Origin of the sequence: Citrobacter sp. wls613 (assembly GCF_005281195.1) — a bacterium.
Lineage (GTDB): Bacteria > Pseudomonadota > Gammaproteobacteria > Enterobacterales > Enterobacteriaceae > Citrobacter > Citrobacter gillenii.
Window position 1 is genome coordinate 24,495 of record NZ_SZXN01000004.1, and the last position, 25,711, is coordinate 50,205.

At 51.6% G+C, this 25,711-nt stretch carries 24 protein-coding genes and 4 pseudogenes; 17 read left to right on the top strand and 11 right to left on the bottom strand.

The annotated features are described in order from the left end of the window. Positions 1-13 precede the first annotated feature (13 nt). On the top strand, positions 14-205 hold the full coding sequence (locus FDX01_RS00690; RefSeq protein ID WP_096756937.1) for a hypothetical protein: 192 nt from the start codon (positions 14-16) through the stop codon (positions 203-205). 49 nt (positions 206-254) lie between these two features. On the opposite strand, the gene azoR is transcribed toward FDX01_RS00690, so the two are convergent. After that, on the bottom strand, positions 255-860 hold the full coding sequence (gene azoR, locus FDX01_RS00695) for an FMN-dependent NADH-azoreductase (RefSeq protein ID WP_115258370.1): 606 nt from the start codon (positions 858-860) through the stop codon (positions 255-257). A gap of 201 nt (positions 861-1,061) precedes the next feature. Here azoR and hrpA point away from each other — a divergent pair, with 201 nt between their 5' ends. The 3 genes from hrpA to aldA all read left to right on the top strand — a co-directional run bounded on the left by hrpA (position 1,062) and on the right by aldA (position 7,523). Further along, positions 1,062-4,964 carry an ATP-dependent RNA helicase HrpA gene (gene hrpA, locus FDX01_RS00700; RefSeq protein ID WP_137399051.1) on the top strand — a complete coding sequence of 1,301 codons (3,903 nt, stop codon included), beginning with the start codon at positions 1,062-1,064 and terminating at the stop codon, positions 4,962-4,964. A gap of 122 nt (positions 4,965-5,086) precedes the next feature. Further along, positions 5,087-5,884: a YdcF family protein gene (locus FDX01_RS00705; protein ID WP_170974742.1), complete on the top strand. Its 798-nt coding sequence runs from the start codon at positions 5,087-5,089 to the stop codon at positions 5,882-5,884. A gap of 199 nt (positions 5,885-6,083) precedes the next feature. Next, positions 6,084-7,523, top strand: coding sequence for an aldehyde dehydrogenase (gene aldA, locus FDX01_RS00710; RefSeq protein ID WP_115258373.1), 1,440 nt, complete (start codon positions 6,084-6,086; stop codon positions 7,521-7,523). A gap of 42 nt (positions 7,524-7,565) precedes the next feature. Here the strand turns inward: aldA and FDX01_RS00715 are convergent, their stop codons facing one another. The 3 genes and pseudogenes from FDX01_RS00715 to FDX01_RS00725 form a co-directional block, all read right to left on the bottom strand. Then, a complete protein-coding gene (locus tag FDX01_RS00715; protein ID WP_115258374.1) occupies positions 7,566-8,492 on the bottom strand; it encodes an alpha/beta hydrolase in 927 nt (308 codons plus the stop codon). Between the two features lie 108 nt (positions 8,493-8,600). Beyond that, positions 8,601-9,062 (bottom strand): annotated as a pseudogene (locus FDX01_RS00720) (AraC family transcriptional regulator); the annotation flags it as partial. A gap of 113 nt (positions 9,063-9,175) precedes the next feature. Continuing rightward, positions 9,176-9,391: pseudogene (locus FDX01_RS00725) on the bottom strand (hypothetical protein); the annotation flags it as partial. A gap of 149 nt (positions 9,392-9,540) precedes the next feature. Between FDX01_RS00725 and FDX01_RS00730 the strand changes: the two are divergent. The 6 genes and pseudogenes from FDX01_RS00730 to cybB all read left to right on the top strand — a co-directional run bounded on the left by FDX01_RS00730 (position 9,541) and on the right by cybB (position 12,531). Beyond that, complete coding sequence (locus FDX01_RS00730) at positions 9,541-10,113, top strand: recombinase family protein (RefSeq protein ID WP_137399053.1); 573 nt, start codon at positions 9,541-9,543, stop codon at positions 10,111-10,113. Between the two features lie 39 nt (positions 10,114-10,152). Then, entirely contained in the window at positions 10,153-10,845 is a 693-nt protein-coding gene (locus FDX01_RS00735; protein ID WP_137399054.1) for a hypothetical protein, read from the top strand. Positions 10,846-10,847: 2 nt separating this feature from the next. Further along, positions 10,848-11,048 carry a hypothetical protein gene (locus FDX01_RS24120; RefSeq protein WP_137399055.1) on the top strand — a complete coding sequence of 67 codons (201 nt, stop codon included), beginning with the start codon at positions 10,848-10,850 and terminating at the stop codon, positions 11,046-11,048. A 32-nt stretch (positions 11,049-11,080) separates the two neighbouring features. Beyond that, positions 11,081-11,560 carry a type VI secretion system tube protein TssD gene (gene tssD, locus FDX01_RS00745; protein WP_137399056.1) on the top strand — a complete coding sequence of 160 codons (480 nt, stop codon included), beginning with the start codon at positions 11,081-11,083 and terminating at the stop codon, positions 11,558-11,560. Positions 11,561-11,575: 15 nt separating this feature from the next. Continuing rightward, a pseudogene (locus tag FDX01_RS00750) lies at positions 11,576-11,839 on the top strand (sugar phosphate isomerase/epimerase); the annotation flags it as partial. A gap of 161 nt (positions 11,840-12,000) precedes the next feature. Next, positions 12,001-12,531: a cytochrome b561 gene (cybB, locus tag FDX01_RS00755; RefSeq protein ID WP_137399057.1), complete on the top strand. Its 531-nt coding sequence runs from the start codon at positions 12,001-12,003 to the stop codon at positions 12,529-12,531. Between the two features lie 49 nt (positions 12,532-12,580). On the opposite strand, the gene FDX01_RS00760 is transcribed toward cybB, so the two are convergent. Then, complete coding sequence (locus tag FDX01_RS00760; RefSeq protein WP_135911989.1) at positions 12,581-13,489, bottom strand: DMT family transporter; 909 nt, start codon at positions 13,487-13,489, stop codon at positions 12,581-12,583. Positions 13,490-13,800: 311 nt separating this feature from the next. Here FDX01_RS00760 and FDX01_RS00765 point away from each other — a divergent pair, with 311 nt between their 5' ends. The 7 genes from FDX01_RS00765 to FDX01_RS00795 all read left to right on the top strand — a co-directional run bounded on the left by FDX01_RS00765 (position 13,801) and on the right by FDX01_RS00795 (position 21,628). Continuing rightward, positions 13,801-15,417, top strand: coding sequence for a mechanosensitive ion channel domain-containing protein (locus tag FDX01_RS00765; protein WP_137399058.1), 1,617 nt, complete (start codon positions 13,801-13,803; stop codon positions 15,415-15,417). Beyond that, positions 15,414-16,529, top strand: coding sequence for a BamA/TamA family outer membrane protein (locus FDX01_RS00770; protein ID WP_170974743.1), 1,116 nt, complete (start codon positions 15,414-15,416; stop codon positions 16,527-16,529). The genes FDX01_RS00765 and FDX01_RS00770 overlap by 4 nt, the downstream gene beginning before the upstream one ends. A 31-nt stretch (positions 16,530-16,560) precedes the next feature. Next, entirely contained in the window at positions 16,561-17,499 is a 939-nt protein-coding gene (locus FDX01_RS00775; protein WP_161959023.1) for a porin family protein, read from the top strand. Beyond that, positions 17,499-18,629, top strand: coding sequence for a BamA/TamA family outer membrane protein (locus tag FDX01_RS00780; protein WP_137399059.1), 1,131 nt, complete (start codon positions 17,499-17,501; stop codon positions 18,627-18,629). Before FDX01_RS00775 ends, FDX01_RS00780 begins: the two co-directional genes overlap by 1 nt. Beyond that, complete coding sequence (locus FDX01_RS00785; protein WP_137399060.1) at positions 18,630-19,736, top strand: DUF4056 domain-containing protein; 1,107 nt, start codon at positions 18,630-18,632, stop codon at positions 19,734-19,736. Positions 19,737-19,943: 207 nt separating this feature from the next. Continuing rightward, positions 19,944-20,363 carry a translesion error-prone DNA polymerase V autoproteolytic subunit gene (locus FDX01_RS00790; RefSeq protein ID WP_117342847.1) on the top strand — a complete coding sequence of 140 codons (420 nt, stop codon included), beginning with the start codon at positions 19,944-19,946 and terminating at the stop codon, positions 20,361-20,363. A gap of 2 nt (positions 20,364-20,365) precedes the next feature. Then, positions 20,366-21,628 carry a Y-family DNA polymerase gene (locus FDX01_RS00795; protein ID WP_135911994.1) on the top strand — a complete coding sequence of 421 codons (1,263 nt, stop codon included), beginning with the start codon at positions 20,366-20,368 and terminating at the stop codon, positions 21,626-21,628. A gap of 193 nt (positions 21,629-21,821) precedes the next feature. On the opposite strand, the gene FDX01_RS00800 is transcribed toward FDX01_RS00795, so the two are convergent. The 6 genes and pseudogenes from FDX01_RS00800 to FDX01_RS00825 all read right to left on the bottom strand — a co-directional run bounded on the left by FDX01_RS00800 (position 21,822) and on the right by FDX01_RS00825 (position 25,446). Next, positions 21,822-23,096 carry a site-specific integrase gene (locus tag FDX01_RS00800; RefSeq protein WP_170974745.1) on the bottom strand — a complete coding sequence of 425 codons (1,275 nt, stop codon included), beginning with the start codon at positions 23,094-23,096 and terminating at the stop codon, positions 21,822-21,824. 31 nt (positions 23,097-23,127) lie between these two features. Beyond that, positions 23,128-23,733 (bottom strand): annotated as a pseudogene (locus FDX01_RS00805) (RecE family exodeoxyribonuclease); the annotation flags it as partial. Positions 23,734-23,803: 70 nt separating this feature from the next. After that, on the bottom strand, positions 23,804-24,172 hold the full coding sequence (locus FDX01_RS00810) for a hypothetical protein (protein ID WP_137399063.1): 369 nt from the start codon (positions 24,170-24,172) through the stop codon (positions 23,804-23,806). Between the two features lie 73 nt (positions 24,173-24,245). Beyond that, positions 24,246-24,410 carry a YdaE family protein gene (locus tag FDX01_RS00815; RefSeq protein WP_137399064.1) on the bottom strand — a complete coding sequence of 55 codons (165 nt, stop codon included), beginning with the start codon at positions 24,408-24,410 and terminating at the stop codon, positions 24,246-24,248. Positions 24,411-24,421: 11 nt separating this feature from the next. Next, positions 24,422-24,613, bottom strand: a complete 192-nt coding sequence (locus tag FDX01_RS00820; RefSeq protein WP_137399079.1) for a DUF1482 family protein — start codon at positions 24,611-24,613, stop codon at positions 24,422-24,424. A 539-nt stretch (positions 24,614-25,152) separates the two neighbouring features. Continuing rightward, positions 25,153-25,446: a regulator gene (locus FDX01_RS00825; RefSeq protein WP_137399065.1), complete on the bottom strand. Its 294-nt coding sequence runs from the start codon at positions 25,444-25,446 to the stop codon at positions 25,153-25,155. Between the last annotated feature and the right edge of the window lie 265 nt (positions 25,447-25,711).

Below are 25,711 nucleotides of genomic sequence, written 5' to 3' on the forward strand. Positions count from 1 at the left end.
CTGGAGTGAAAACATGTGGCTTCTCAAGTGGTATGTCTGGAATCGTTGGCTGTTCAAACTGTTAAGCCGGGATGTTGCGGAGCCTGAACAATTTTTGTGCCATTGCTGGGAAGAGAATCTGGCGAAATGCCGGGAGTATTCGATAATCTGGCGTGATATCAATCGTATTCACGGCAAGCAGATGCGGATGCGGGCAAAGAAGTAAAATTGGGTGGGTTAAAAACCCTCCCACCGGATGGTGAGAGGGTGAATTATCAGGCAGCGACGACGCTATCGATGGCGGCTTTGGCGTCAGACTGTGCTTTGGTCGCCACTTCCGGACCGTACGCGATACCTTCTGCGAACACGAAGTTCACATCGGTGATGCCGATAAAGCCCAGGAAGGTCGACAGATATGGGGTAACCAGGTCAGTCGGCGTATCTTTATGGATACCGCCACGGCTGGTGACAATAACTGCACGTTTACCGGTCACCAGACCTTCCGGCCCTTTCTCGGTGTAACGGAAGGTTACGCCAGCACGCGCAATCAGATCGAAATAGTTTTTCAACTGCGTCGGGATGTTGAAGTTATACATCGGCGCGGCGATCACAATCACGTCATGGGCTTTCAGCTCAGCAATCAGCTCATCAGACAGCGCCAGTGCTTCCTGTTGACGCGGCGTCAGCGGCGTATCGCTCGGGCGCATTGCACCTACCAGTTCGCCGTCCAGTACCGGAACAGGATTTGCCGCCAGGTCACGGATGGTGATGTCGTCAGCAGAGTGCTTTTCACGCCACTGTTCAACAAAATAATCAGACAACTGACCAGACTGAGAGTACCCTGCCAGAATACTGGATTTAAGAACTAATACCTTGCTCATGGGTGTTTCCTTTTATGTGTTTGAAGGGGATGTGCCCCGTTGCTTGTTGACACTTTATTCACAATCCTGCCGCAGTGATAGCGCAATATATCGAATCCTATGTTCGAAATTATTGAACAACACATGAAAAGCGCCGATGTGGTACTCTATACCTATCATCTTAAAGAGATTTAACCCGGCAGAGCACTGCCCTCTAACGCTATGACAGAACAACAAAAAATAACCTTCAACATGCTACAGCAGCAGCTGGAATCACTGATGCTGCGCGACAAACAGCGTTTCTCCCGCCGCCTTCACGGCGTGAAGAAGGTTAAAAATCCTGATGCACAACAGGCCATTTACCAGGAGATGGCAAAAGAGATTGAACAGGCTGCCGGTAAAGTTGTGCTGCGTGAAGCGGCACGACCGGACATTACCTACCCGGAAAACTTGCCTGTTAGCCAGAAAAAACAAGACATCCTGGACGCGGTTCGCGACCATCAGGTGGTGATTGTTGCCGGGGAAACCGGCTCCGGTAAAACCACCCAGTTACCGAAAATCTGTATGGAGCTGGGGCGTGGGGTGAAGGGGCTTATCGGCCATACCCAGCCGCGTCGACTGGCGGCGCGTACCGTAGCTAACCGTATCGCCGAAGAGCTGCAAACTGAGCCGGGCGGCTGCATCGGGTATAAAGTGCGTTTCAGCGACCATGTTAGTGATAACACCATGGTTAAGCTGATGACGGACGGTATCCTGCTGGCGGAGATCCAGCAGGATCGCATGCTGATGCAGTACGACACCATCATCATCGATGAAGCCCACGAGCGCAGCCTGAACATCGATTTTCTGCTCGGCTATCTGAAAGAGCTGCTGCCGCGTCGCCCGGATCTGAAAGTCATTATCACCTCGGCGACCATCGACCCTGAGCGTTTTTCAAAGCATTTCAATAACGCGCCAATTATCGAAGTCTCCGGTCGAACGTACCCGGTGGAAGTGCGCTACCGTCCGATTGTTGAAGATGCGGACGACACCGAGCGCGATCAGCTGCAGGCGATTTTTGACGCGGTGGATGAACTGGGACGTGAAAGCCAGGGCGATATTCTGATCTTCATGAGTGGCGAGCGTGAGATCCGCGACACCGCCGATGCGCTGAATAAGCTGGATTTACGCCACACCGAAGTGTTGCCGTTGTATGCGCGTCTCTCCAACAGCGAGCAGAACCGCGTGTTCCAGTCGCACAGCGGACGCCGTATTGTGCTGGCGACCAACGTGGCGGAAACCTCACTGACCGTGCCGGGGATCAAGTACGTCATTGACCCGGGTACCGCGCGTATCAGCCGCTATAGCTTCCGCACCAAAGTTCAACGCTTGCCCATTGAGCCGGTGTCGCAGGCCTCCGCCAACCAGCGTAAAGGCCGCTGCGGACGCGTATCGGAAGGGATCTGTATTCGTTTGTATTCCGAAGACGACTTCCTGTCGCGCCCGGAATTTACCGATCCGGAAATTTTGCGTACCAACCTGGCCTCCGTCATTTTGCAAATGACCGCGCTGGGGCTGGGCGATATCGCCGCGTTCCCGTTCGTGGAAGCGCCGGATAAACGCAATATTCAGGACGGTGTGCGCCTGCTGGAAGAGCTGGGCGCAATCACCACTGATGAACAGCAAACCGCATATAAACTCACGCCGTTGGGCCGCCAACTCAGCCAGTTACCAGTGGATCCGCGTCTGGCGCGGATGGTGCTGGAAGCGCAGAAGCATGGCTGCGTGCGTGAGGCGATGATTATTACCTCGGCGCTGTCCATTCAGGATCCGCGTGAGCGTCCGATGGACAAACAGCAGGCGTCTGACGAAAAACACCGTCGATTCCACGACAAAGAGTCCGACTTCCTCGCCTTTGTGAACTTGTGGAACTACCTTGGCGAGCAGCAAAAAGCGCTGTCGTCGAATCAGTTCCGCCGCCAGTGCAAGCTTGATTTCCTCAACTATCTGCGCGTGCGTGAATGGCAGGATGTTTACACCCAGCTACGTCAGGTGGTGAAAGAGTTAGGGATCCCGGTTAACAGCGAGCCTGCTGAGTATCGGGAGATCCACGTCGCGCTGCTGACCGGTTTACTGTCGCATATCGGGATGAAAGATGCCGATAAGCAGGAATTTACCGGCGCGCGTAACGCTCGTTTTTCGATCTTCCCCGGCTCCGGTTTGTTCAAAAAACCGCCGAAGTGGACGATGGTGGCAGAACTGGTGGAAACCAGCCGACTGTGGGGACGTATTGCCGCGCGTATTGACCCTGAGTGGGTGGAGCCGGTTGCCCAGCATTTGATCAAACGCTCGTACAGTGAACCGCACTGGGAGCGCGCGCAGGGTGCGGTGATGGCGACAGAAAAAGTCACCGTCTACGGGCTGCCGATTGTCGCGGCGCGTAAGGTCAACTACAGCCTGATAGACCCTGCGCTGTCACGCGAACTGTTTATCCGTCACGCGCTGGTGGAAGGCGACTGGCAGACCCGGCATGCGTTTTTCCGCGACAACCTGAAGCTGCGGGCGGAAGTGGAAGAGTTAGAACACAAATCACGCCGCCGCGATATCCTGGTCGATGATGAAACGCTGTTTGAATTTTACGACCAGCGCATTAGCCATGATGTGGTTTCTGCCCGCCATTTTGATAGCTGGTGGAAAAAGGTCAGCCGTGAAACGCCGGACCTGCTCAACTTTGAAAAGAGCATGCTCATCAAAGAAGGCGCGGAAAAAATCAGTAAGCTGGATTACCCGAACTTCTGGCATCAGGGCAATCTCAAGCTACGACTGAGCTATCAGTTTGAACCCGGCGCTGACGCCGACGGTGTCACCGTACATATTCCGCTGCCGCTGTTAAACCAGGTCGAAGAGTCCGGGTTTGAATGGCAAATTCCGGGGCTGCGTCGTGAACTGGTGATCGCCTTGATTAAATCGCTGCCGAAGCCGGTGCGACGCAACTTTGTGCCAGCGCCAAACTATGCGGAAGCGTTTTTAGGCCGCGTAACGCCGCTGGAACTGCCGTTGCTGGACTCGCTGGAGCGCGAACTGCGCCGGATGACTGGCGTTACCGTTGACCGCGACGACTGGCACTGGGATCAGGTGCCCGATCACCTGAAAATCACCTTCAGGGTGGTGGATGATAAAAACAAGAAGCTGCAGGAAGGTCGTTCGCTGCAGGCGTTGAAAGACACGCTGAAAGGCAAAGTGCAGGAAACTCTGTCGGCGGTGGCGGATGACGGCATCGAACAGAGCGGGCTGCACATCTGGAGCTTCGGCCAGTTGCCGGAAAGCTACGAGCAAAAACGCGGTAACTATAAAGTCAAAGCGTGGCCCGCGCTGGTGGATGAACGCGACAGCGTGGCTATCAAATTATTTGATAATCCGCTGGAACAACAGCAGGCTATGTGGAGCGGGTTACGCCGTCTGCTACTGCTGAATATTCCGTCGCCCATCAAGTATCTGCACGAGAAGTTGCCGAATAAAGCCAAGCTGGGGTTGTACTTTAACCCGTACGGCAAAGTGCTGGATTTGATTGATGACTGTATCTCCTGTGGTGTGGATCGATTAATCGACGCCAACGGCGGCCCGGTGTGGACAGAAGAGGGCTTTGCGGCGCTGCACGAAAAAGTGCGCGCCGAACTGAACGACACCGTGGTGGAGATTGCCAAGCAGGTCGAACAGATCCTGACGGCGGTGTTCAATATCAATAAACGCCTGAAAGGCCGCGTGGACATGACCATGGCGCTGGGGCTTTCGGATATCAAAGCGCAAATGGGCGGACTGGTCTACCGTGGATTCGTTACCGGCAACGGCTTCAAACGCTTGGGCGATACGCTGCGTTATTTGCAGGCTATCGAGAAACGTCTGGAGAAACTGGCCATCGATCCGCACCGCGATCGTGCGCAGATGCTGAAAGTGGACAGCGTGCAGCAGGCCTGGCAGCAGTGGTTCAATAAACTGCCGCCCGCGCGCCGCGAAGATGACGATGTCAAAGAGATCCGCTGGATGATAGAAGAACTGCGCGTCAGCTACTTTGCCCAGCAGCTTGGTACGCCGTATCCGATTTCGGATAAGCGTATCCTGCAGGCGATGGATCAGATTACGGGTTAACGCGTGGTGGGGCTGTAGGTCGGATAAGGCGACGCCGCCATCCGGCGAGATATGATGCAGTGCCTGATGGCGCTGCACTTATCAGGCTTACTGAACCCGGTAAAGAATAAACACCAGGAGTCATGAACATGAGACAGTTTCCGCCACTTTCCGCCACCACCCTTACGGCGATTAACACCGTGGGGCAATGGCTGGCGCAGAATGATTTCGATGAAAATATCACGGTTCAGGCTGATTGCGTGATTCTGGCCGGGAATGCGGTGATCCCGACCATCGACGCGGCCTGTCGGATAGCGAAAGAACAACAGATTCCCTTGCTGATTAGTGGCGGTATCGGTCATTCCACGACCTTTCTGTACGCCGCCATCGCGCAGCACCCACGCTATAACACCCTGCGTACCGCCGGACGCGCAGAAGCGGCGATCCTTGCCGATATCGCGCACCAGTTCTGGAACATTCCCGGTGAGACGATTTGGGTGGAGGACCAATCCACCAACTGTGGGGAGAATGCCCGCTTTAGCTGTGCGTTACTGCGTCAGGCAACCCAGACCATGGAAACCGTGATTGTGGTGCAGGACCCCACCATGCAGCGCCGCACCATGGCGACTTTTGAGCGCGTCACGCGTGACGATCCGCAGGCGCCGCGCTGGCTCAGCTTCCCTGGTTTTGTCCCTGCGTTAACGCTACAGGGCGACGGCGTGGATTTCGCACCAACCGCTGAAGGTCTGTGGTCGGTGGACCGCTACCTGTCTCTTATTACCGGTGAGCTTCCGCGTCTGCGTGATGATGAAACTGGCTATGGACCCCGTGGTCGCGATTTTATTACGCATGTGGATATTCCGCCGACCGTCGAACAAGCAGGGTTACATCTGCAACGCGATGCCGCGCTGATTGACTTCCTGAACAGCCGCTCTCTGTAATCTCTGCTGCCCGTTTGTCGCTTTTTTTGTGCAAACGGGCATTCATCCCGCCGGTTTTTTCTCGTCACCACGGCGTTGCTTGACGCTTTTATGAAGCGGCTCACAGAACCACCATCGCAGTGGCAATGTGTTATGCATGATTGATATTAATTAACAATGGTTTTACTTGTTAAAAACAAATCAATCACAGGAGCAACGCATGTCAGTACCCGTACAACATCCTATGTATATCGATGGGCAGTTTGTGACCTGGCACGATGACGCCTGGATTGATGTCGTCAATCCGGCGACGGAAGAGGTCATTTCCCGTATTCCTGATGGCCGTGCTGAGGATGCGCGCAAAGCGATTGACGCAGCGCATCGCGCCCAGCCTGAGTGGGAGGCGCTGCCCGCCATTGAACGCGCCAGCTGGCTACGCAAGATTTCCGCCGGGATCCGTGAGCGTGCCGGTGAAATTAGCGCGCTTATCGTGGCGGAAGGTGGCAAAATCCAGCAACTGGCGGATGTTGAAGTCGCGTTTACCGCCGACTATATCGATTACATGGCGGAGTGGGCTCGCCGCTATGAAGGTGAGATCCTGCAAAGCGATCGTCCGGGCGAGAACATCCTGCTGTTTAAACGCGCCCTTGGCGTAACCACGGGCATTCTGCCGTGGAACTTCCCGTTTTTCTTGATCGCCCGTAAGCTGGCTCCCGCCTTGCTGACCGGGAATACCATTGTCATTAAGCCAAGCGAGTTTACGCCGAACAACGCTATCGCTTTTGCCAAAATTGTCGATGACATCGGCCTGCCGCGCGGGGTGTTTAACCTGGTGCTCGGACGGGGAGAAACGGTGGGTCAGGAGTTGGCCGGGAACCCGAAAGTGGCGATGGTCAGCATGACCGGCAGCGTAGTGGCCGGTGAGAAAATTATGACAGCGGCGGCGAAAAATATCACCAAAGTGTGCCTGGAGTTGGGCGGTAAAGCCCCGGCTATCGTGATGGATGATGCGGACCTCGAGCTGGCCGTGAAGGCGATTGTCGATTCCCGCGTGATTAATACCGGGCAGGTGTGTAACTGCGCCGAGCGCGTGTACGTCCAGAAGGGGATTTACGATCAGTTTGTTAATCGCCTGGGCGAGGCGATGAAAGCGGTGCAGTTTGGCAATCCTGCGGAACGTAAGGACATTGCGATGGGGCCGTTGATTAACGCCGCGGCGCGGGAGCGTGTGGAGCAGAAAGTTGCGCGTGCGGTGCAGGAAGGGGCCCGCGTGGTGCTGGGGGGCAAAGCGGTTGAGGGGAAAGGATATTACTACCCGCCAACGTTATTGCTGGATGTGCGCCAGGAGATGGCGATTATGCACGAAGAAACCTTTGGACCGGTGCTGCCAGTGGTGTCGTTTGACGCCCTGGATGAGGCGATTGCGATGGCTAACGACAGCGACTACGGTCTGACCTCATCGATTTACACGCAAAACCTGAACACGGCGATGAAGGCGATTAAAGGGCTGAAATTCGGCGAAACCTATATCAACCGTGAAAACTTCGAAGCGATGCAGGGCTTCCACGCAGGCTGGCGCAAGTCCGGTATCGGCGGGGCAGATGGCAAGCACGGTCTGAACGAGTACCTGCAAACGCAGGTGGTTTATCTGCAATCCTGATATTTTTGCCGGGTTGGTTTAGCGACCTACCCGGCATAATCATTACACCTTGCTGGCTATCCAGTTCATCATCATCTCCGGCCAGATGGCCAGCGGCAGTCCTTGCGTATCACGAATGCCGAACCCATGCTTGCCCCGTTCAAACAGATGCATTTCAACCGGTACGCCGAGCTTGCGCAGCGCAGTAAACAAGACCAGGCTGTTCTCGACTTTGACCGCTGGATCGTCAATCGCATGCAGCAGGAAGGCGGGCGGCGTGGTGTCATCCGCTCTTTCTTCCAGGGAGTAGTGGTGAATGTCTTGCTCTGCGGGCGCGGCGCCAACCAGCTCAAGACGTGAGCCCGGATGGGCGACACCTTCCCGCAGGCTAATCACCGGATAAACCAGCGCCATGAAAGCAGGGCGAGTGGGCTGTTCATCAATGCTATCCATCGGCGCATACACCGATTCTGCAAAGCGGGTTCCCAGGCTGGCGGCGACGTGCCCCCCGGAGGAAAACCCCAGTACGCCGAGACGGAGCGGATCGATTTTCCACTGCTGTGCGTTGGCGCGAATGTAGCGGATGGCGCGCTGGGCATCGGCCAGCGGTGCGTTTGATGCTTCCTCGTGACCGTCTCCCGGCATGCGATAGGTCATCACAAACAGGGTATAGCCACGCGCGGTAAAGAACGGTGCCAGCGCGCTGCCTTCTTTATCCATCACAACGCGACGATAAGAACCGCCAGGGGTGACCAGGATCCCCACGCCGTTCGGTTTGGCGGGGGCGTAGACGGTAATTTCAGGGGCGCGAATGCCGGTTACCGCGCGGTCGTAGTCTGACGTTCCGGTGTGCCGGGGTTCAGGCGTAAATACCGCATCGCTATTTTTTGCTCCGGGGGCTTCGCCCTGCGGCCATATCGGGTAGGTGGTCGCGTGGGCAACGGCTTGCGCCATCATATTCTCTAATGTTTCACGGCTCAGTGCTTCCATTACGTTGCTCCCTCAGTGGCAAAGGGTAGCTATAACATAATTAATACATTGAAAACGGGGAACGATTCACAACGTCTTGAATTCGCGAGAAATAAAAAGGGGTATACGTTATTCCACCTCATGCCTGGACGCGTGGGCACCTTCCAGCTGTTCCTGTTTGCGAAATGCACTGGGTGATAGACCTACCGCACGATGAAAATCCCGTGAGAAATGCAGCGGATCGTTGTATCCCACCTGAACCGCAATTCGGCTGATACTTTCCTGAGTTTCCACGAGTAAGCGTCGTGCCTGGGACAGACGATAATTCTTCAGCCATTTGAGCGGGCTTTGATTAAACGTCGCCTGGAACAAGCGAAAAAGCTGCGACTTACTCACCTGACAATAATGCATAAACTTTTCGATATCCCACTCATCGTTGTAATGGCTGTGGATTTGGTACAGCAGTTTGCCCAGCCCCCGATGGGTGATCACCTGTGACTGCGCGGCGTCGTGGCTCCGGTTTTCCAGCAGGGTAAAAATCAGCTGGCTGCACAGCATATCGCAGTAAGCGTCGGTCACCAGGGTGTAGCTGTTCATACGAGCAAAGCTGCTCCGACTTCAGGAGTAGGAAACTGGTCCGGAAGTTACTCACCATGAAAATAATGACTCAGGATAAAGTTGCTGTCGTCCTTAACATCACTCTACTCGAAGCGGAAAAACTGGTGCTTGGCCTTAAAGTAAGCGATCTGAAGAATGCAATAAATCTGGGCAGGAAGTCCCTGACGACTACAGGCCAGCGCCAGAAGTTCCAGCCGCTGTGCATCATCGAAATCAGGGAGACCATACAGCGCTTCCTGCTCGGCATTATTTAAAACAGCCAGTCGTTCACTTTTGCCTGTCGCTTTACCACGGGTAGTCATCCTGACCCCGATTAATCATGTCCGTAAGAGGATCGTTCTGCGGACGGTAAAAAATTAAATTTTCGCTTCAGAAATAATCACTGCTGACGTTGTCTCATATAGCTGGTACGGTATCAATCTCTTTCATGGCCCCTTAAACGTACATATTTATGACTGAAAAACGCATTGGCTATGCCCGATGTTCAACTGACCGGCAGGATCTGGCCGCACAGCAGGAAGCCCTCATCAGCCTGGGCGTTTCCCCGGACCGGATTTATACCGATAAGGGGCTGACCGGTTCAAATCGCCAGCGACCCGGTCTGGATCAAGCTCTGGCGGCTGTTCGTCAGGGAGACACGCTGGTCGTACCGAAACTGGACAGGCTGGCCCGTTCAGTTCCGGATGCAAGAGAAATTGCTGATGCCCTTCAGGCCCGTGGCGTGAAGCTGGCGCTGGGAGCCAGCCTCTACGATCCTGCGGACCCGATGGGTAAGATGTTCTTTAACGTGCTGGCGACGCTTGCCGAGTTTGAAGGTGACCTGATACGTTTGCGTACTCGCGAAGGGATGGCCATCGCCCGGGCAAAAGGGAAACTGCGGGGAAAACAACCAAAGTTGTCTGATAAACAGCAAAAAGAGCTTTGCAGAATGCACGGAAGCGGCGAGTACTCTATCAGCGATCTGGCTGAATTATTCTCCGTCTCCCGCCCCACGGTCTATCGGACGCTTTCCCGTGGGAAATAATGGAAAACTAGATTTAGTGAAAATAAGCAAGGAGCGGTTATGTACTACAGCAATGAAGTTATCAGCTATTTGCAGGCTAATAAGATTCTTGCGTTAAAACTCGACCACGCATTAACGGGCGTAGGAAAAGCTGTATCAAATCAGATTGAAACGATAGGTGCCGGTGCAACGCGAGCACTGTATTACACATCCTGCTTTACTGATGAATATCAGGATGTCTGCCAGAAACAAAAAACCGAAGACATTCGATTCAAAAACGGCGTCATTTATCTTTTGCGACATGGAAATGTTGCGTATGACATGCTCAAAATATATTTCGAAGAAATATTTAAATATAAAACCCCCGATCAACTGGAGCGTATCAAACAGATGCTTATGGCTGTTAATATCCATATTGCCGCCAGTTCACTCACAAACGCTGGATTTGCTCTGGCAACAGCGTCATTTGTCGCTGCAGGTATGAATCTAAGTCTTGAACTCAGTGCACTGGCAGGGCGAAGAGCGGGCGGGGTTGTTGGGGCTATTGGCATATACGGCGTGGTGCAAAAAGCGGCAGATAGTGCCCATCGCCTACACGTCCAATACCCAGCCTATTACTCTGCACTGTACATGCAACAATTAGAAATGATGTACTTCATGATAGAACCATTATTTCAGCGGGCTGAGTCATTTAAAGCACAATGGGCATCGGATGATGGTATTGCAGACATCATCACCAGGATGATTCGATAATCATGATGAATTTTATTAAAAGGTTTTTCAGACGGGTATTCAGTTCATTGATTTCGTATTATGGCCCGGCAGTGCTGACAATAATTTTCGCTTTGGCTCAGGGTTTATTTTTCCCTGACAGCCCAATCTGGCTCATCCCCGTATTTTTTGTATTTGTGATGGTTGTTTTATCAATATGTGAGATTGTAAAGTACAAACGTTAGCATCATCGAAAATTTATTTATAAGGAAATAGTATGTCTACACCCGCACATCTATGGCTTGAAGATGAGAACGGTTCTCCGATAGTCGGTAGTTGCATGATGCCACTTCGCCAGGGTTCTATCGAGTTAAAATCATTCTCTCACGGTGTCACTATTCCGGTTGACCCGAGCTGGGGAAAGCTTACAGCTACGCGCGTACACCGCCCTATAACGATAGTGAAAGAATTTGATCAGACAACACCACTTCTGTACCGCGCGGTCTGTGAAGGCCGAACCATGAAGAAGGCGACAATCAAGATGTACCGTATTCTGGAATCGGGCATCGAAGCCGAGTATTTCAATATCATCCTGGAAAACATCAAAATCACGGCGGTTTCCCCTTATCTTGCCCCTAATGGCATGAGCAGCACCCATCTTGAAACACTCGAATTGCGTTATGAGGCGATTACCTGGAAGTATACGGAAGGTAATATTATCTATCGTGATTCATGGAACGATCGCTGTTGTGCCTGATCACGAAGGAAATCAATTGCCCACGCCAAGGACTGCAAAAAAACTGATGTGGTTATTGAGAAATTCGGTGACGGTGCCGCGGAGCATAATAGCTTCCGTGGGGCCGGTTCGGTGGAACTGCCAGCTGCCGGCCTCGGGTCACTCAACTATCTGCTGTATGTGGAACTACTCGCTAAAAACCATCCGAATATTCCGCTGATTATTGAACATGTGGATGAGTCGGATATTCCGCGCGCCAAAAATTTTGTCGATGACGTACTGATGGTGACCGGGACGTAATGCTTCATCTGCAACCGGTATTCCGCTGTACTGGCGGGGTACCGGCAATCGTTATTTTTTGCGGTTACACGTAATCAACGGAAAAGGATCTAACAAAGTTAATGAATTTTTAACAAAAGCTGGTTATGTTGACGCATTATTGTTTTTACTCAGGAAGTGTTATGGGGAATAAGTATTCTGGCCTGCAAATTGGCATCCACTGGCTGGTTTTTTTATTGGTGATTGTGACCTACTGTGCCATGGAACTCCGCGGATTTTTCCCGCGCAGCTATCGCCCCGGGTTCAACATGGTACACGTGTCCTGCGGCATCACGATTTTAGCGCTGATGGTAACGCGCCTGCTGGTCAGACTTAAATATCCGACGCCGCCGATTGTGCCAAAACCGAAGCCAATGATGACCGGTATGGCGCATCTTGGGCATCTGGTTATTTATCTGTTGTTCATCGTCCTGCCGATAATTGGTCTGGTGATGATGTACAACCGAGGGAATCCGTGGATCGCCTTTGGCATCGTTATGCCACATGCGACAGAAGCCAACTTTGATATTGTGGATATGCTGAAGTCCTGGCATGTGACGCTGGCAAAACTGGGCTATTTTGTCATTGGTCTACATGCCGCCGCCGCCCTGATGCATCACTATTTTTGGCAGGATAATACCCTGCTACGCATGATGCCGCGCAAGCGTTCGTAATGTCGATAATCAACGCCCCGCATTATGCGGGGCGTGTGTTTTGGGCCACTTATTTTTTGATGCTCTGCACCTGAGGGGACCGTTTTTTCAGACTGACGATCGCCAGCGCCACAACAATCAATACAATCCCGCTCCCTTCAACTACGCCGGGCTCTTCACCCAGCAGCCACCAGGAAAACAGGACCCCGCAAACGGGTACCGCCAATGTGCTTAAACTGGCAATACTGGCAGGTAAATTACGCAGGACAAACAGCCATAAACTCCATGCCAGCGCCGTTGCCAGTATGGCGCTATAGCCTAACGCCCAGAAGACCACCGGCTGCCAGTCAGGGCTGCGCTGAGGGACCAGGAAGGCCACCAGGCTCATTACCAGTGCGGCATACAGCATCTGCCATGAGGTTAGCGCGAGCAGATCGATATTCGGATGACGGGCATACATGCGCTTGGCGACAATGGCGCTCGCCCCCCAACTGATCCCCGACAGGATCGCCAGCAACGCACTTTTCATTGAGGTGAAGTCCATCTGCCACGGCTGTAAAACCAGCAGCAGTCCGGATGCCGCTACCGCAATCGCGGCATACTGTATACGCCGCATGCGTTCGCCCAAAAACATGGCCGCCATAATCACCACCCAGAATGGCATGGTATAGCTCAGGATCGCGACCTTACCAGCCCCGCCGCTGACCAGCGCCCATTGCGACAGCCCAACCATGCCGCAGGTCTGCAACAAAGCAATTGCCAGCGTATAGCGGAAAGGCGTCGGGCGCATCCCTCGGCCTCGAAGCATCAGGACAATAAATAAGACCAGTGCGCCGAAAGTACAGCGTAGGGCAGTGAAGTCGAACGAGCCGATGTACAGCGTGACCTGTTTCATGGCGATCCAGCTGTAGCTCCAGATGAGCGTCAAGGCGACCAGGCCGCCAATCGCCAGTGGGTTACTTTTCCCTGCAGTGCTCATGGTGTATCCGTTTTAATGATTTTATGGCGCCACTATACCCGGTTTATGACCGCGATACCGTTTATCGAAAAATCATTGTTTTTTATTACCTCCTTTCTAATCAATAGACTACTAATCATGCATGCACTTTTTTATAAACAATATTGATATGTTTAAAACTGTAAAAATATTGTTTTTTTTAACTGCGTCTTTCATCAATTTGTTTCCTATACTTTTTTTGCCGCTAATGAAAGGAGTTCCACCATGCTCAAGACCGTTCCATTTAAGCGGACAGTGTTGGTCAGTATGTTTACACATGCGGGATGGTGAGTATGAACAAGGTACTGCTCATTTTTTTGATGGGTTTTATTAGCGCTCTGGCTTTTCCCTCATTCGCGGCGGAGCCCCGACAGCAGCCATCGGAACAGGAACGTGCGCGGACGGTGTATATCTTTCACCAGCCGATTGTGATGCTGCAGGCAAAATTTGGCTTAACCACGCCAGAAGAGCGGGTGTTGCGCATCCGTAATACGCTGCGTAATTTTACGCAGGCGGACCTGCGTGAACCGCTGAAAATTGTGCCGATAACCCGCTACAACCAGCCGGGAAGGCTGATCGTCATGAACGGCAAACCGCTGCTGCTGCTGGCGCAAGCCGATCTGGATGAAGGCGACGATCTGACCCTCGATCAGGCCGCTCAGCGGGTGCTGGTGCGCATGGAGACCCAGCGGACGGCGTTGCGCGATCAATTTGACGGCGGTTGGCTGGCGCTGTCTGCGGTGAAAACAGCCGCGGGATTGCTGGGGCTGATTCTTTTTTTCTATGGCGCGTACCGTTCATGGCGATGGGTTCGCCGTTATTACCGGCGTCGAATCATTGCCAACAGAAGCTGGCTCCCCCAGCGCTGGCGGCGTTTTACTGGTGCAATCGAGGCACGTTTGTATGCCTTATTGATGATTCTGCTGGGCATAGTCGCGTTGTATGTCTGGCTCAGTTGGGTATTTAGCCTGTTTCCCTGGACGCGTGTCTGGGGGACATCTTTGGGTGATTGGTCGATACGGGTGCTGCGTGAAATCGCGCTGTCGATTGCGTCGGCATTACCGGGGCTGATGATTGTCCTGATTATTGTTCTTATCACCGCGTTTATTCTTAAGCTGCTTAAAGTTGTACTTAATCAGGTAGAAGCAGGGCGCTTACAGCTTCCCGGTATTCACCCTGAAACCGTGGGGGCGACGCGTAAGCTGATTTCCGTGGTGGTGTGGTTGTTCGCCCTTTCAGCAGCCTATCCCTTCCTTCCTGGTGCCAATTCACTGGCGTTCAAAGGGATTAGCGTGTTCTTTGGTCTGATGCTGACACTCGGGTCGGCAGGGGTAATGAATCATGCCATGAGCGGGCTGGTGCTGATCTACTCCCGCGCCCTGCGTAAAGGTGACGTTATTCGCGTTGCGGATAACGAAGGGTTGGTGAGCGAGATAGGCATGCTCGCTACCAAAATCATTACCCGTGAAAATTACGTCGTCACGGTGCCGAACGCGGTGGTGGTCAGCGGCAAAATTACCAATCTCAGCGCACAAAACTCGGGGGGCGGTATCAATCTGACTGTCGGTGTCACCATCGGTTATGACACCCCCTGGCGGCAGGTGCATGCCATGCTGGAACTGGCTGCCAAGCGGGCAAAAGGAATCGATCTATCCCAGCCGCCGCTTGTGCGCCAGTTGGCGTTAATGGACTGGTATGTCTCTTATGAATTGCAGGTCAGGTTACTACCGGGGCAGTCATTGGCTGAGGCGCGCAACGCGTTGTACAGCCATATTCAGGATGTGTTCAACGAATTTAACGTACAGATCATGTCGCCGAATTTTGTGTTGCAACCCGATGATGCGGTGAGGGTGCCGAAAGAAAACTGGTATGCCGCGCCTGCCATACCGCCGGAAGGAACCGCACCATGAAAAAAACCTCCCTTTTGCTGCTGATTTTCTGCGGACAAGCGCACGCCGTTGGCCTGATCGATCCTGAAGATGGGATGCTGGATATGAGCCGCTATTTGCAAGAAAACCGGTACGGCTTTTTACCCATCCCTGTGGTGATTACAGAACCTGCCGTGGGCTATGGCGGCGGCGTGTTTGGTTTATTTCTTCATGGAAAAGGCCAGCAGGTTGACGGGCAATTCATTCCCCCGGCCATGACCGCGCTGGGCGGCGGCGCGACGGATAACGGTACCTGGTTTGTGGGGGGCGGCCACCGGCATACCTGGACGGATGATCATATTCGTTACTTTATTGCGGCAGGTTACGCAAATATCGATCTGGATATCTATTCGGGTGACCTCGCGGGTTTCAGCAACAATCACGCGATTGAAACTGAGACCAAAGGTTATGGCGGGATACAAAAGTTATTGTTTCGTGTCAGTGATTCTCCGGTGTTTTTAGGGGCCTCACAGTTTTGGGCGAAAATGGATATTTCTGCGCGAAACAACCCGGTTATCGACCGCGTCTGGAAACACGTCCTCGGTGACAGCAGCACGTCATCGGGCTTAGGGATTGTCGCAGAATACGACACCACCGATAACTTTTTCTGGCCGGGACACGGTGTGTCGCTCAGCGGTGAATATCAGTTTTACGGTCACTACCTTGGGGGCGATTACCGCTACGATTTACTGACGCTTGATGGCAAATTTTTCCTGCCGCTAAGTCGGGACTGGACGCTTTCTCTGGCAACTAATTATCAAATGCTGTCCCGACATGACCAACATCTCCCACCGATGACGCGTCCTTATATCGCGCTGCGTGGGATCTCCCGTTATCGCTATCAAGGCAATGATGTCAGCACCGTGCAAACACAGCTTGCCTGGCAAATGACGTCGCGCTGGATTGTTCAGGGATTCGTAGGCGCGGGGAGTGCTACCGACAATGCAGGCGATCTTTACTCCAGCACCGAAGTTGGTTGGGGCGCGGGATTCCGCTATTTAATCGCCCGGGAATACGGTCTGCATACCGGCATTGATGTTGCCCTTAGTGACAACGAAGAGGCGGTTTACTTCAATGTGGGCGCTGGCCTGTAACCAATGAAGCGAGACATAAATGAGGATAATAATGAGATGGACTAATACGATGGTGCCGCTTCTGCTGGTTTCTGGTGTGGCGTGTGCCGCGGATACGGAAGAGCGCACCTTTCCCATCTGGGGAGAAGAGGCCAAAGCCCGTGGATACTCGATTCCGTTGCCGTTTGGCGTCAATCTCAGCTATATGAATATGCGCCAGAACATTGACGTCGACAGCATTGGTTTTTCAGGGCTGGCGTTGGGTAACCATGCGATCCCGACCGATATGTTTAATATTGATGCCGGGCATACCCGTGAGCAAAGTAAATCAGAAAACCTGCGTATCGATATGTGGGTGTTTCCGTTTCTCAATATCTACGGGTTAGTGGGACATACGCGCGGTTCATCGGTATCGAACGTTTCCGTCGATGCCGATCCGACACGCTATTCCGGTATTGACAGGGTGATTGCCTCGTCGGTGCATCAGCTTTATCAGAGTGGTGAATTGCAGGATATCGATTTTACTCTCGACTTCAAAGGCACGACCTGGGGAACCGGGATCACGCTGGCGGGCGGATATGAAAATTGGTTTGCGCTAGTGGACACCAACTACACCCGTACTGATTTCGACATTCTGGATGGCAAAATTTCGGCGCTAACGGTGTCACCTCGGGTGGGATACCGTTTTCGTTTCCAGGGGCCCGTCGGAGAGTCTCACCTTAGCGTCTGGCTGGGGAGTATGTACCAGAATGTTCAGCAGGAGTTCCGGGGCAGCCTTTCCGACTTGCATATGCCCGCTGCACTGCAACCGCTCATTGACACCGTGAACCAGAATAATGAAGGGCGGTTTGATGTTAAACAGAAGCTAACATCACCCTGGAATATGCTGATTGGTACCCAGTTTGAAATGACGCCGCAATTTAATGTCCTCACAGAATTCGGTTTCAATGAGCGTAACAGTTTCTTCGTGGCGGGAGAGTACCGTTTCTGATGAGACCCCATCGCATCATGCTGACATTGTCACTGACGCTGACCGCCTGGCCTTCGGCGGCAGTAGCGCTGGATCAAAAATCAGTAGATAAACTGCTTTCCGGCCTGGGGGCCGATAACCACTATGATCCGCAGAAGGGCGTTAACTGGAGCGTGTTGCCGGGCCCGTTTTATACCCCTGAGCTCAAGCTGGGTCTGGGGATGGCCGTGGCGGGAATTTATCGGGTCGATCCCAATGATAAAACCACCCAGAACTCGTCGCTGTCTTTTACCGGCTATGTCAGTAGCAGCGGCGCACTAGGGATTGGGTTAAGCAGTTACACCTTTTTTACTGACGATCGTTGGCGACTGTTTGTTGACGGTTCGGTGAACAGAGTGCCGACTGGTTTCTGGGGCATTGGCTACGATGCGGCGCAGGGCAATGAGCAGGAGTACACCAATAACGCCATCCGCGTGCATCCGATTATTATGCGGGAGGTCGTTAAAAATCTTTATCTTGGCGCCGGTTGGGACTTTTCAACGTTGCACGCGACTATTGATGATCCCCGCGCGGATGACACCTTTACACGCTATGACGCGCAGTCCTCCTCACTTGCATCGGGTGCCAGCATCAGCCTGAATTACGATTCTCGCGATGCGATCACTCGCCCGCAACGAGGACAGTTCTTTAAAGTGGAATACACCTGGTTCGATCCATCGGTAGGGTCTGACACCCATTTCAACGCAACCGAGTGGCAATACGATTACTACCACTTACTGAATGAAAAAACGGTATTGGCCTTTGATCTCTGGGGCCGTTTTACGCGAGGGGATGTTCCCTGGGATCGGTTGTCGATGGCTGGCGACGATCGGCGGATGCGTGGCTATTATCAGGGCCGCTACCGGGACAACGACGTTGTCAGTGGGCAGGTAGAGTACCGACGAAAGCTGAACTGGCGACACGGATTTGTATTGTGGCTGGGTGCCGGGACGCTGGGAAAAAACATCAGCGCGCTGGACGATCATCCGTTGTTACCCACGGCAGGCGTGGGATATCGGTTTGAAGTGAAGCCCGCGATGAACGTGCGTCTGGATCTGGGGTTTGGTAAAGAAAGTGCCGGTTTTTATTTTCAGGTTGCGGAGGCTTTCTGAATGCGTAAAGGGTTAATGTTTTTGTGGTTGGTGGCGGGTTTGGCCTGTGCAGAAGGGGACCTGTTTCCGATAAAGCACGCGCGCCAGGTTTACCCGGTCGTCAGTCAGCTTTCGCCGCCGGAGTCGTTACGTCCTTGCTGTGCGTTTGGCTATGATCTTCACGTCCGTGCGGTTGGGGTCCCGATTCCGGTTTACCAGATTGGCAACGTCCTGACCCTGGATACGCTGGGTAGCCATCATTATAACGATAGTGCGTTGGGTGCCGTGAAGAATATTGTCGGGCTCAGCGCAGAAAAAAGCGGTCTTATTTATACCCATCGCGGTGGGTTTATTGATATCGCCCATGTTCGCGATACGGCGGATAATACGTTCTATATTTTCTCGCGTATTCTTCCCAAACTGGGTCAGCGCTGGCGTTATTTCTACAGTGAAGAGTTGGGCGTTCGCCGAGTGCAGCTCTTGGCATTTACGCCGCCGTCTTCACTGTCCCAGCGCTATACCCTGGCGGCCTGGCTGGCAGGCCATCTGGCGTTTCAGTTGGCACAGTGGCACGAAATTGCACAATGGTACGGTTTTCAGTCTGTTCCCGGATTTTCCGAAGAGATATCTGCATTTTCACCGGAAGATTTATATTCAAATCTTTTGGGGGCACGGCTTGCCATCAACGTGATTTTGCAAGGAAAAGCAGAAACTATCGATGCTTATAACGCCGCGATGGACGGTGAGCTGCGCCATGCGCTATTGCAGCTCGGGGTGGTCACCGGAACCGAAACCGAAAGAAAGTTTCGTGAGTTGGACGGTGACTGGTGGAATAGCAAACGCAGGGTGCCTGATAAATTTCTGGTGCTGAAGCGTAATTATAATCTCGACCACAATCGCTTACCGACCCCGGTCTCTTACGAAAAAACGGCACCTTATATGCTCACAATGCCCGCCGTGGTGTTGGGGTATCAGTTGTCTCGACTGGGGGAATTGCAAATATATCCGGGAACGTCGATGGAATCACTTCCTTTACCAAAAGTATTTTATGGTCCGGCTCAATTCCAGCCGTTGGCAAACCAGGCAGAAGAGGCGGATAAAACACAACGTGAACGGTTTCAGAAATAGTTAAATTCAGCGCAGCGGTGGTGTGGTTGGCTGAAAAAACGTCAACATTTGGGCCTCCCGAAATAATTTACAAAACCGATATTTTTAACCGCAACCCATACTTACACGTGAGGTGGTTAAGCAATAAACAGCGCCCGTCTTCCCATCACTTGATTGCATGCTTCACTACAACTACTGTATATAAAAACAGTATGTGAGGGATGCGTCATGATGTTGTACAGACCTTCAGAACCGCGCGAGGCGATCGCGCTACCCCTTTTCAGTGATGTTGTCGCGTGCGGGTTCCCCAGCCCGGCACAGGACTACGTGGAGCAGCGTATTGATCTGAATGCCTTGTTGATCAAGCACCCCAGCGCGACCTACTTTGTGAAAGCGGCAGGCGATTCGATGGTTGATGCCGGGATCAATGAGGGCGATCTGTTGATTGTTGACAGCGCCAGAACCGCCGCTCACGGGGATATTGTGATTGCCGCGGTGGACGGTGAGTTTACAGTAAAATGTCTCCAGCTCAGACCTACCGTGCAGCTTAATCCGATGAACCGCGCCTGGTCACCGATTCGGATCAGCAGTGAAGATACGCTCGATATCTTTGGTGTTGTGACTTTTATCGTCAAATCGACGGGGTGAGAATGTTTGCGCTCTGTGATGTAAATGCATTCTATGCCAGCTGTGAGACCGTGTTTCGCCCGGATTTGAAAGGCCGCCCGGTGGTGGTTCTATCGAATAACGACGGCTGCGTCATTGCCCGCAGCGCCGAAGCCAAAGGGCTGGTAACAATGGGCGCACCTTATTTCAAACAGAAAGAAATTTTCCGCCGGCACGGGATTGTTACCTTCAGCAGCAACTATGAACTGTACGCCGATATGAGCCAGCGGGTGATGACCACCCTGGAAGAGATCGCGCCACGGGTGGAGATCTACTCAATTGATGAGGCGTTTTGCGATCTCTCTGGAGTCAGGAATTGCTGCAATTTGGCGGCGTTTGGACGTGAAATTCGACACACGCTGCACAAGCGCACACATCTGCTCGTCGGCGTAGGTATTGCGCCCACCAAAACCCTCGCGAAGCTGGCGAACCATGCGGCCAAAAAGTGGCAACAGCAGACGGGCGGCGTAGTGGACCTCTCGAACAGGGAACGCCAGCGTAAGCTGATGGCGGCGCTTCCGGTCGATGATGTTTGGGGCGTTGGTCGCCGTACCAGCAAGAAACTCGACGCGATGGGTATCAAGAGTGCGCTGGATCTGGCGGATACCCACACTGACGTTATCCGCAAGCATTTCAGCGTGGTACTGGAGCGTACCGTACGTGAACTACGCGGTGAACCCTGCCTGGGTTTTGAAGAGTTTGCAGCGGTGAAGCAGGAAATCATCTGCTCAAGATCGTTTGGTGAGAGGCTCACGGATTACAACGCCATGCGGGAGGCGATTTGCGCCTATGCCGCGCGTGCAGCAGAAAAATTGCGCGGGGAACACCAGTATTGTCAGTTTATCTCTGCGTTTATTAAAACCAGTCCATTTGCCCCGAATGAACCTTATTATGCTAATAGCGCGTCGACCAAATTGCTGATCCCCACCCAGGATAGTCGGGATATTATCAATGCGGCAACACGCTGCCTGGACGTTATCTGGCGAGACGGACTGCGCTATCAAAAAGCGGGCGTGATGCTGGGGGATTTTTTCAGTTCAGGCGTGGCACAGTTGAATCTGTTTGATGACAATGGCCCTCGACGCAACAGCGCGGAGTTGATGACCGTGGTGGATCGGCTCAATAAAGAAGGGCGCGGAACGCTCTGGTTTGCCGGGCAGGGAATAGAACAGCAGTGGAAAATGAAACGAGGAATGCTATCCCCACGGTATACCACGCGTTTTGCGGATTTGCTGCGGGTGAGTTGATTGTATAAAACAGGGAGATGTTATTTATTTTCTGGAGACGCCTCGCATTTATTTAAAAAACCGATACTGGCGGCCAATGGCGCCTCTCCTCATGACCCCATAAATTTCACCGTTTACACGGGGCTATTAAATGAAATACCATACCCCCCTATAGTATATATGGATTTAATTAACGCATTGAATAATATATAAATTATTTCACTTCAATTATCGATAGGGGCGTAATTGGGGCAATGCCGTATTTATCATTGAGCATACGTACTTGATCACCATTAAATTCTTTAATCCACGACGAATACACCCGATACACCATCTGAGCATCTTCATGGCCTAACTGACTTGCGATGAAGGATGGGTTGGCTCCGGCAGATAATGCCCAGCAAGCGAATGTATGTCGAGTCTGGTAAGGCGTTCGGCGTCGGATTCCGGCCTTTTTGACCGCGGCATTCCATCGATCAGTTATCGATTGATTGGAAAAATACTTACCCGGATTTTTTTGTTTTAGTCCCGGCAAAAAAACAAATCTGTGTTTTTGCGGTTCGTTACTGCCGTACTCCCTGAAATGTTGAATAATTTCAGTTTCATTCAGATGACCTGTCAGCTTAAATTGCGCTCGCAACGCATCGAGAGCAGGGATCAGAAGGGCTACTTCTCGTTCACCTGCTCTAGTTTTAGGTGGAACGAAATCTCCCTGATTGGTCAGATTCCGCTTTACACGTACTACGCCAGCAGAGAAGTCAACGTCATCCCAGGCAAGCGCCGCAAGTTCACCGTGGCGCAGGCCTGTATTGATAGCAAATTGCCACATATTTCGGTCCTGACCTGAGTTGGAGAGTATTAGTTTTGCATACTCGTCACGAAGCAAAGGATCTGGTTTCTTTCTGTCCTTGTGCAATTTGGGAACGTACTCGAAAGGTTTATCAGTGATAAATTTACTACGATGTGCGTAACGAAGTATCTGACACGTTAAAGACATATAGTCATTAACTGTATTAACGCTTCGTCCAATTTTTTTACGCTTGTTCCCGTCCGCATAAAAAGTCTCACCGCGTAGAAGTTCTTTCCTGTAGTTCATTAAGTCACTGTGAGTAATGGCGGCTATAGGGGTCATTTCCCCTATGATCCTATTAATCGTTTTAAGCTGGGCTTTTACTCGTGTCATTGTGTTTTTTGAAATATCTTCTTCTTTGGCACTTGTCCACATATCGACCAGTTCACCCCATGTGTAAGCAACACGCGCAGAGGTAAACTTCTTTGCCGCTTTTGATTCGGGGAATCGTGACGTGTAGTCGAACTGCCCAAGCTGAATCTCGCTAACTATAAGAGCACGAAGATTGCCGGCTTTTTTTATATTAGTAGCGTTTACTACCCAACCTTTGAGAATCTCACGACACCGATGGCCACGGTACGTAAAAGTTATACGGATCTTTCCGTTATGTAGTTCAACTCCAGTTGGGTACGACATTATGACTCCTGAACTAACTGGTTAATCTTAGGGTACCGTCGGCAGGGAATATCGCGTTGAACGCAACCACTACACGGTGGATGTCGTGTTCGGTGGCTTTTTTGAATGGCTCGACATTTTCGGCCGCGAGCATCATGTTCTGAACACGGGCATTTTCAGTGTCCATTTCCATACGCAGGATTTCTGCTTTTTGCTCTGCATCGACGTGGTACAGGTATTCGCCGTTGCCGAGCTGCTGCGCCAGAAGTCGGTGACGTAATGGCAGGGTTGCAACAACCGTGAGTTGAGGTTGTACGCTGGCATCGTCATTCCGGGTTTCAATTTCAGCATTGATGGAATCATCATTAGCCGATGGGGTAATGGATCCGGGTTTGCATTCCCAGGTCAGATTGTCTTTCCCGAGTTGATAGCGTTCGCACCAGGTGAAGTCGATATCTCCCTCAGGAGGCAGATCGTCCACGACAGGGAAGTTTGTCGCGACAGCTTTGAAGTAGTTTTTCAGTTGCCGACCGGATTTCACGATAAGGTAATCCAGGGTGGCACAGGCAGATTCAAAATCACAACAGGCCCATAAAACGGCGTCGGGTTGTCCTGATGATTTTTTTGCTTTCCGTAACAGAAAAAGTGGTTTGGTACTCATTGTTTTTTAACCTCAACTACGATTAAAATCCTGCTCGTCCAGTAAGTCTTCCTCTCCGGGTGCTTACTGGTCACATCTCTGTCTGGTCGGTTTGGTCGCTGACCAGCACATCGCCAGATGAAAAAATGGGGATAAGCCTGCACCTGTTGCAGGCTTTTTCTTTGTAGAGTTCACCGCTAATTTTCATTGCCAGAATGACTGCAATAACTTCTTGACGTTTTTCTTTTTCGGTATTTACAAACCAGTCTTTCACACAAAGATTTTTGACGGCTTTATTTAAAGAATCGGTATTTCCTGAATCTCCGACCATATCTACAAAATGATATGGTTTATTTTTTCTGTCTGTTTTAATAATGAATCCAATTTGTTTATCGTCTTTATAAACGTTATGAACTACTTCATCACGGGTAGTAACGGTTGCATTAAATTCAATTTTCATAATTAACTCCAGTTATTAGATTGAGTGAATCCCTGCCATTACTGGCATAATTCATAGTTTGTTAAGTCTTTACTTAAAGTTCATGCGCCATCTGGTCATATACAGCGCATTGTTCACAGCAATATTTTTTAAGTTCAGTGGTTGGTATAACCCCCTGCATAAAATGAAGTGGTTTTTCTACACTTTCTTTTTCTTCGATTTCTTTATTACAAAGATGATAGGCGCACTTTATCCACATAAATTTATTCCTTATGCTCCGGCTGGTATCTCTCTATTAACAGGGAGAATGAATTGCTCCACAGGGAAACATTCGCCTGAAATTTTTTGTTCAACAGACGCGGCCTGGCATTCGGCCTCAGTGTCGTAAATTCCGGTTACCACATCCTGAGCTTCTCCGGTTGTCAGAAAAACGGTCATAACAAGAGCGAACAAAGTGTTCATTAATTTTAATCCCGGTCGCAATGGCAAACTGAATAATGGCTTGCTCAAACATTTCCTTATTCTGTAAAAATACAGCGATGGCAAATTTACTCTGTGCCGAACTGATAGCAGTTAAATGACGGCTTCGCATATAACGCCTCTTGATTCATCGATTTTAAGAAAACTTTGTGGTGCAGTGCCTGGTGCCTCCAGGTGACATTAACCAGTTAACAATTAATGCCGGATACAAATCCACCCAACTGATAAGTATTTTATTAACTGTTCCGCGTGCGCTTAGCCGCATTCACTGCACTACAAAATTGACTTTAAAAATGGCGGCAGAGCAGAAGGAAAAACAAAACCTGATGCCGCCAAGACTACACACAGCAATGGTGTCGCAGTGGCAACTACAACCGGAGGCGCACTTCCACTATTTGAATTTACAGACAAGACCGACTCAGAAAACAACGGAAATGCGCCTTCGTGTTGTGCCCGGTTTATTTAACCACCTCCGGGCTGCGGTGGTCTCGGCTATACCCCTACAGCGAGAATTCTGGTATTTATTCTGGTTCACGTGGCTGATATTTAAATCGGTGCCAGCCATCAGTTAATTCGATCGGCTCGTAAGTTTCGCGCCGTTCTGCAAATCCAAGTTCTACAGCCAGAGCATGCAGTTCATGTTTGCGTTTAATGTTCTCCATTCCGATCCAGTTGGCCTCGGTGGAAACCTTCTGGCATTGCTTCGGTGTCAAATCCTGATAATCAACAGAACTGAGCTTTGCCAGGCGGTTTAAGTCCTTTTTCATATCCCGGAGCAGGGCGATTGCAGCATCGATCTTTTGCAGCTTGTCCATTTTCAACCCTGATAATACTGTTCTTGGAGATCGCATTGGGCTAAAAACATATCCCATCCATTGTCGCGCAATGCCTGGAGAGCTGCGCTAAAGCTGACGTTGCAACTATCCATCAAATACTGAATCACTTCATTCCTTCCCATCTTTCCTTCTCCCGTTTAACGTCCGGTGGCGGAACCTATAACCTGTCGCACCTTGTGTTTCGATGGTTGTATTGTTCTTAAATCCTTCCCTGACCGAAGGGACTTTAGGGATTACGTCGCAG